We start from the raw sequence: 6,010 nt of genomic DNA on the forward strand, positions 1-6,010 counted from the left end.
CGGCGGTGGCCGCCGTCGGGGTGATCCTCGTGGGCGGGGCGGGCATCGGCTCGGCGGTGTTCCAGGAGCGGATCAGCAGCATCACGCAGGTCACGGACGCCCCGGACCAGTCGGTCACCGACCGGTACACGATGTGGGCGGCGGCCGTCGACATGTGGCGCGAACAGCCGCTGACCGGCGTGGGCCTGAAGGGTTTCCCCGAGCACCGGGACGGGCGCGCCTCGCTGGCGTTGTCCTCCGGGGCCGACATCGCGGGCGCCGGGATCACGTTCCGCAAGCAACCGCTGCTGTCGCCGCACAACATGTACCTCCTCGTGCTGAGCGAGCAGGGGCTCGTCGGGTTGGTGGCGCTGGCGGGGAGCTGGCTGGCGCTGCTGGTGTGCGGGCTGCGGAGGCTGGCGCGGGCACGGCGCGCGGGCGACGGGCGGCCGGGCGGGTCCGGTGGCCTCGACTGCGGGCTCGTCGCGTGCGGACTGGTCGTGTGGCAGCTGGTCGACTTCGTGTACGCCGACATCGGCGGACCCTCGACGGTGGTGACCGGCGTGGCCCTGGGGCTCACGGCGTGGTGGGCCCTCGCGGACACGGCGTCCTCCCCGCGCACCTCCGACCAGCAGCCGGCCGGTACCGCCGAGCCGGAGGAGGCCGCGGCGTCATGACCACCACTCCTCCGCATGTGACCGACAGTGCCGCGACGCCCGAGCCCGGGTCCGTGGTGCCCACCGCCCGGGCCACCGCCGAGTCCACGGACGCCGCTCCGCCGACCCGCCGGTTCCTCGCCCGGGCGACCCTCGTCACCGCCGTGCTCACGGCCATCGGGTCGCTGCTGGGCCTCGGGCGCGACCAGGCGCTGTCGTACCTGTTCGGAGCCGGGTCGGAGACCGACGCCTTCCTGGTCGCCTGGACCATCCCCGAGTTCGCGGCCACCCTGCTCATCGAGGACGGGATGGCCATCGTCCTGGTGCCCATGCTCAGCGTGGCCGTGGCCCGCCGTGCGCAGGGCGCCCCCGGCGATCCGGTGCGCTCGCTGGTCGCCACCACGCTGCCCAGGCTGTCGCTGGCGTTCGCGGGGGTGGCCGCCCTGCTGATGGCCGGAGCGCCGTACGTGGTGGGGGTGCTCGCGCCCGGGCTGTCCGATCCCGGGCTCGCCGTGTACTGCACCCGGCTGACCGCCACCTGTGTGTTCACCTTCGGGCTCGCCGGGTACTGCAGCGCCGCGCTGCGGGCCCACCGCCGGTTCACGGCACCCGCGGCGATCTACGTGGCGTACAACGCGGCGATCATCGCGGCGATGTTCGTCCTCGGCGGGGCCTGGGGAGTGCGTGCGGCGGCGGTCGGGGTCGCGGTCGGCGGCGCCCTGATGATCCTGGCCCAGCTTCCGTCGCTGTTCAGGGAGCTCAGGCGCAAGGCGGCGGCCTCCGTGGCAACGGCTCAGCCGGAGCGCCCGCTCGGCCTCGCCCTGGTCAGCACGGTCCTCCTCTTCGCGCTGTGCCGTCAGGGCCAGGTGCTCATCGAGCGCTTCATCGGCTCGACCCTCCCGGCCGGGGCCATCTCGCACCTCAACTACGCGCAGAAGGTGGCCCAGATCCCGATGACGTTCTCGCTGATGCTGTGCACCGTCACCTTCCCGGTGGTGGCGCAGGCGCTGGCCGAGGGCGACACCGAGCGGGCGCGCGAGCGGGTGGAGAAGGACCTGGTCCTGGTCGCGTCCATCGTGCTGCTCGGCGCGGCGGCGATCGTCGCGTGTGCGCCGCAGATCACCGAACTCCTCTTCCAGCGCGGTGCGTTCACCGCGCAGGACACCGCCGCCACGGCCGGAGTGATGCGTGTGTACGCCCTCGGGCTGCTGGGCCACTCGATGGTGGGCGCCCTCATCCGCTCGTACTTCTCGTCCCGGCGGCCCAGCTGGTACCCGCTCGCCGCGATGGCCGCCGGGATCTTCGTGACCTCCCTGATCGGGGCCCTCACCGCCGACGGCTGGGGCGTGCGCGGGATCGCCGCCGCCAACGCCGCCGGGATCACCGTCACGGCCCTGCTCCTGCTGCACGGCGTCAGTGGTCGCGGGGTGCCGATCCGTGTCCGGCAGGTGGTGGCCGACATGAGCAGGCCCGTGCGGGCGGCCGTGCTCGCCTGCGTGGCGGGCCTGTTCTGCGCGAGCCGCGTGGACTCGCCCGTGCTCGGGCTCGCCCTGGGCCTCACCGTCGTGTCCCTCGTCTTCGTCCCGCTGGCCTGGACCGGGTCCGGCGGCGTCATCCCCGCACTCCGTTCCGTCACACGAAGGCTTCCACATGTCCGTAACCGCTGAGCCGACCGAACCGACCGCCCGCACCAGACCCGCTTTCGGCACCTGCCTGTGGGTGGCGATGTACCACTCCGTGGGCGACACCTCCGACGACCCGTACCGCCTCACCGTCTCCCCCGGCCGCCTCGCCCGCCAGCTGCGCTGGCTGCGCCGACGGGGGCTGCGCGGGGTGAGCATGGCCGACCTGCTCGCCGCCCGGGCCCGTGGCGAGGGACGGAACCTGGTGGGCCTCACCTTCGACGACGGGTACACGGACTTCGTCGACGTCGCCATTCCGCTGCTGCGCGAACACGGCTGCGGGGCCACCGTCTTCGTGCTCCCCGGGCGGCTGGACGGCGAGAACGCCTGGGACCCGCTCGGCCCGCGCAAGCGTCTGCTGGGCAGGGAGGGCATCCTGGCGGCCGCCGCCGCGGAGGGCATCGAGATCGGCTCGCACGGACTCACCCACGTCGACCTCACCAAGGCGGGCACCGCGACGCTGCGCGCCGAGGTCGCCGACAGCAGGACGCTGCTCTCCGAGCTGACGGGCACCGACGTCCGGGGCTTCTGCTATCCGTACGGGTACCTCGACGAGCGGGTCATGGACGCGGTACGGGACGCCGGGTACGCCTACGCCTGTGCGGTCGACCCCGGCCCGCTGAACGGCGTGTACGCCCTCCCCCGCGTGCACGTCGGGGAGAACGACACCTCCGTACGGCTGTTCCTCAAGCACCGACTGCACCGGCTGCGCCGCCGCCCCGTCGAGGGGGCCTGACGACGTGAAGGCCCTGCACATCATCACCGGTCTCGGCGTCGGTGGCGCGGAACAGCAACTCCGGCTGCTGCTGCGCCATCTGCCGGTCGAGTGCGATGTGGTGACGCTCACCGCCCCGGGCCCGGTCGCCGACGGCCTCACCGCCGACGGGGTACGCGTCACCCATGTCGGCATGAGCGGCAACCGCGACCTCACGGCCCTCCCCCGCCTGGTGCGGCTGATCCGCGCGGGCCGCTACGACCTCGTGCACACGCACCTGTACCGGGCCTGCGTGTACGGCAGGGTCGCCGCCCGGCTGGCCGGTGTGCGGGCCGTCGTCGCCACCGAGCACTCCCTGGGCGCGTCGCAGATGGAGGGCCGCCGGCTCTCCGCCGGGGTCCGCGCGCTGTACCTCGCGAGCGAACGCCTGGGCAGCGCCACGGTCGCCGTCTCCCCCACGGTCGCCGAACGGCTGAGGGGCTGGGGCGTGCCCGGCCCGCGCATCGAGGTCGTACCGAACGGCATCGATCTGGCCCGCTTCCGCTTCGACCCCGCGCTGCGCGAGCGCACCCGCAGACGGCTCGGGCTGCCGGAAGGCGCGTACGTCGTCGGGGGCGTCGGACGGCTGACGGCGAGCAAGCGGTTCGACGTCCTCGTCCGGGCGCTCGCCGAGCTCCCCGACGACGTCTGGCTGCTGCTGGTCGGGGGCGGCCCGGAGGAGAGCGTGCTGCGGCGGGCCGCCCATCGGGCGGGGACCGCCGACCGGGTGCTGCTGACCGGCGAGCGGCCGGCTGACGGCTCCCCGGGCGCCGATCTGCCGTCGCTGCTGTCCGCCATGGACGTCCTCGCCTCACCCAGTGGTGAGGAGGCATTCGGGCTGGCCGTCGTGGAGGCCCTGGCGGCCGGGCTGCCCGTGCTCTACGTCGCGTGCCCCGCGGTCGAGGACCTGGCGCCGGGCACGGCACCCGGCGCCCGGCGTGTGCCGGGCGGCGAGGGCTCGTTCGTGCGCGCCCTGCTCGACGCCCGGGCCGAGGGCTCGGGATCCCGCGCCGTCCCCGCCGCCGCCCACCACTACTGCATCACCCGCAGCGCCGCCCAGCTCATGGACGTGTACGCGGCCGCCCTTACCCGCACGCCTTCCGGAAGCCCGTCCTTGGGAGTGAGTTCCGTATGACCGACATCGTCGACAAGACCGACCGCACGCCCGGGGGCTCCCAGGCGACGGCCGCCCTCGCCCGTGTGAAGGCCCTGCCCGTCTGGTCCCTCGTGGTGGCCGGAGTCCTGCTCGGCGGGGTGGCCGGGAGCACGTACGGCGCCGTCAAGCCCTCGACGTACACGGCCACGAACTATGTCGTCGCCGTGCCCGCGAAGGGATCGGACACCCAGGCCGCGCTGGGCTTCGCGCAGGCCTACGGGCGCGTGGCCACGCAGCTCGCGGTGCTCGGGGACGCGCAGGTGTGGGCCGGAGTGCCGGTCGGCACGCTGCGGGACAGCGTACGGACGGCGACCTCGCCGGACGCGCCCATGGTCTCCGTCTCGGCCACCTCCGAGCGCCGCGACCTGGCCGCCGACATGGCCAACGCCGTCTCACGCGCCCTGACGCGGCACGCGAACCACTCCGAGGACAGCACGCATGTCACGCTCCACCAGTTCGCGCGTGCCACCCCGCCCACCGAGGCGTCCTCGGCCTCGCCGGCGGTGACGGGTCTGGTGGGCGCCAGCACGGGTGGGCTGCTCGGGGGCCTGCTCCTGCTGGTCCGCCCCCGCCGCGGCGCCGACGCCGCCCCGGCCGCGTCCGTGCCCGGCCCGGCCACCGCCGCAGACGCGCAGCGGAAGCTGTGACCGGCACGCTCCGGGCCGTGGAGGGCGGTACCGATCGCCCCGGCCGCACCCTGTACGCCGAACTCTGCACCGACGAGCACGAGTTCGCCGGGCTCGGCCCTGCCTGGACCCGCCTGCACCGGCGGTGCTCCGCCGCCACACCGTTCCAGAGTCACGCCTGGCTCCACTCGTGGTGGCTGTCGTACGGCAGTCCGGGGCGGCTGAGGATCGTGCTGGTGCGCGAGGGCGGGGAACTGCTCGCCGCCGCTCCCCTCACGCTCGTACGCTCGCCGCTGCCCGCCCTGGTCCCGCTGGGCGGCGCGATCTCCGACCACGCGGACGTCCTCATCGACGACAAGCGGGCCGATCACGCGGCCGTGGCGCTGACCTCGGCGCTGTTCACCCTGGCCCGCACCGCGCTGATCGACTTCCGCGGGGTGCGGCCCGGTGCGGCCGTGGAGCGTGTGTTCGACCTGTGGCGCGGTCCCCGGCGGCGGGTCGCCGACTCATTGTGCCTGGAGCTGCCCGCCCACCCGATGGACGAGCTGCTGACGCGGCTGCCGCCCGCCCGTGCCCAACGCGTCCGGGCCAAGATCCGCAAGCTCGGCCGTCTCGGCGTCGAGCCGCGTGCCGTACCCCACGACGAGGTGGGCACGGCCCTGCGCACGATGCTCGACCTGCACCGGCTGCAGTGGCAGGGCCGCACGGTGACCCCCGAGCACCTGCGGCCCCGGTTCCACGAGCACCTGGTCCGCTCCCTCGGCCCGATGGTCAGGTCCGGGGACGCCGTGGTGACCGAGTTCCGCGTCGACGGTGACGTCCTGGCCGTCGATGTGACCCTGCTGTCACGGCAGTTGGCGTGCGCCTATCTGTACGGCGCCCATCCCCGGCTGCGGTCGCTGAAGGTGGACGTCGCCACGATGCTGCTGCACGCCTGCGCCGAGCTCGCGAGCGCCGGCGGCCACCAGGTGCTGAGCATGCTCCGCGGGACCGAGGCGTACAAGCTGCACTGGCGCCCGGAAGCCGTGGCCAACCAGCGGCTCCTCCTCGCCCGGCGGCGCACGGCACCGCTGCTGTCGGCGGTCGTCTGCGACGTGGCCGCGCGCAGCCGGGGAAAGGAGCTGGTCCGTCGTCACAGGCAACGCGCGGCGGCGGGC

6 protein-coding genes are annotated in these 6,010 nt (G+C 74.3%); all 6 read left to right on the plus strand.

From position 1 onward, the window contains the following. On the plus strand, positions 1 to 656 hold a 656-nt coding region (locus FNH08_RS42450; protein WP_194238817.1), incomplete at its 5' end, for an O-antigen ligase family protein. Continuing rightward, on the plus strand, positions 653 to 2,302 hold the full coding sequence (gene murJ / locus FNH08_RS42455; protein ID WP_152776850.1) for a murein biosynthesis integral membrane protein MurJ: 1,650 nt from the start codon (positions 653 to 655) through the stop codon (positions 2,300 to 2,302). The genes FNH08_RS42450 and murJ, both read left to right, overlap by 4 nt. Before the next feature lie 58 nt (positions 2,303 to 2,360). Further along, entirely contained in the window at positions 2,361 to 3,053 is a 693-nt protein-coding gene (locus FNH08_RS42460; protein ID WP_152776853.1) for a polysaccharide deacetylase family protein, read from the plus strand. Between the two features lie 4 nt (positions 3,054 to 3,057). Beyond that, positions 3,058 to 4,206 (plus strand): glycosyltransferase, encoded by a 1,149-nt coding sequence (locus FNH08_RS42465; protein ID WP_322726352.1) that lies wholly within the window; start codon positions 3,058 to 3,060, stop codon positions 4,204 to 4,206. Then, positions 4,203 to 4,874: a YveK family protein gene (locus FNH08_RS42470; protein WP_152776851.1), complete on the plus strand. Its 672-nt coding sequence runs from the start codon at positions 4,203 to 4,205 to the stop codon at positions 4,872 to 4,874. The genes FNH08_RS42465 and FNH08_RS42470 overlap by 4 nt, the downstream gene beginning before the upstream one ends. Then, the coding region (locus FNH08_RS42475) for a GNAT family N-acetyltransferase (protein ID WP_407704565.1) at positions 4,871 to 6,010 on the plus strand (1,140 nt) is incomplete at its 3' end. The genes FNH08_RS42470 and FNH08_RS42475, both read left to right, overlap by 4 nt.

This window comes from Streptomyces spongiae (assembly GCF_009377185.1).
Taxonomy (GTDB): Bacteria; Actinomycetota; Actinomycetes; order Streptomycetales; family Streptomycetaceae; genus Streptomyces; species Streptomyces spongiae.

Coding starts and splice junctions, on each gene's coding strand:
- FNH08_RS42460 (WP_152776853.1), top strand. CDS start 2,361: ATGTACCACTCCGTGGGCGACACCTCCGACGACCCGTACCGCCTCACC.
- FNH08_RS42470 (WP_152776851.1), top strand. CDS start 4,203: ATGACCGACATCGTCGACAAGACCGACCGCACGCCCGGGGGCTCCCAG.
- murJ (WP_152776850.1), top strand. CDS start 653: ATGACCACCACTCCTCCGCATGTGACCGACAGTGCCGCGACGCCCGAG.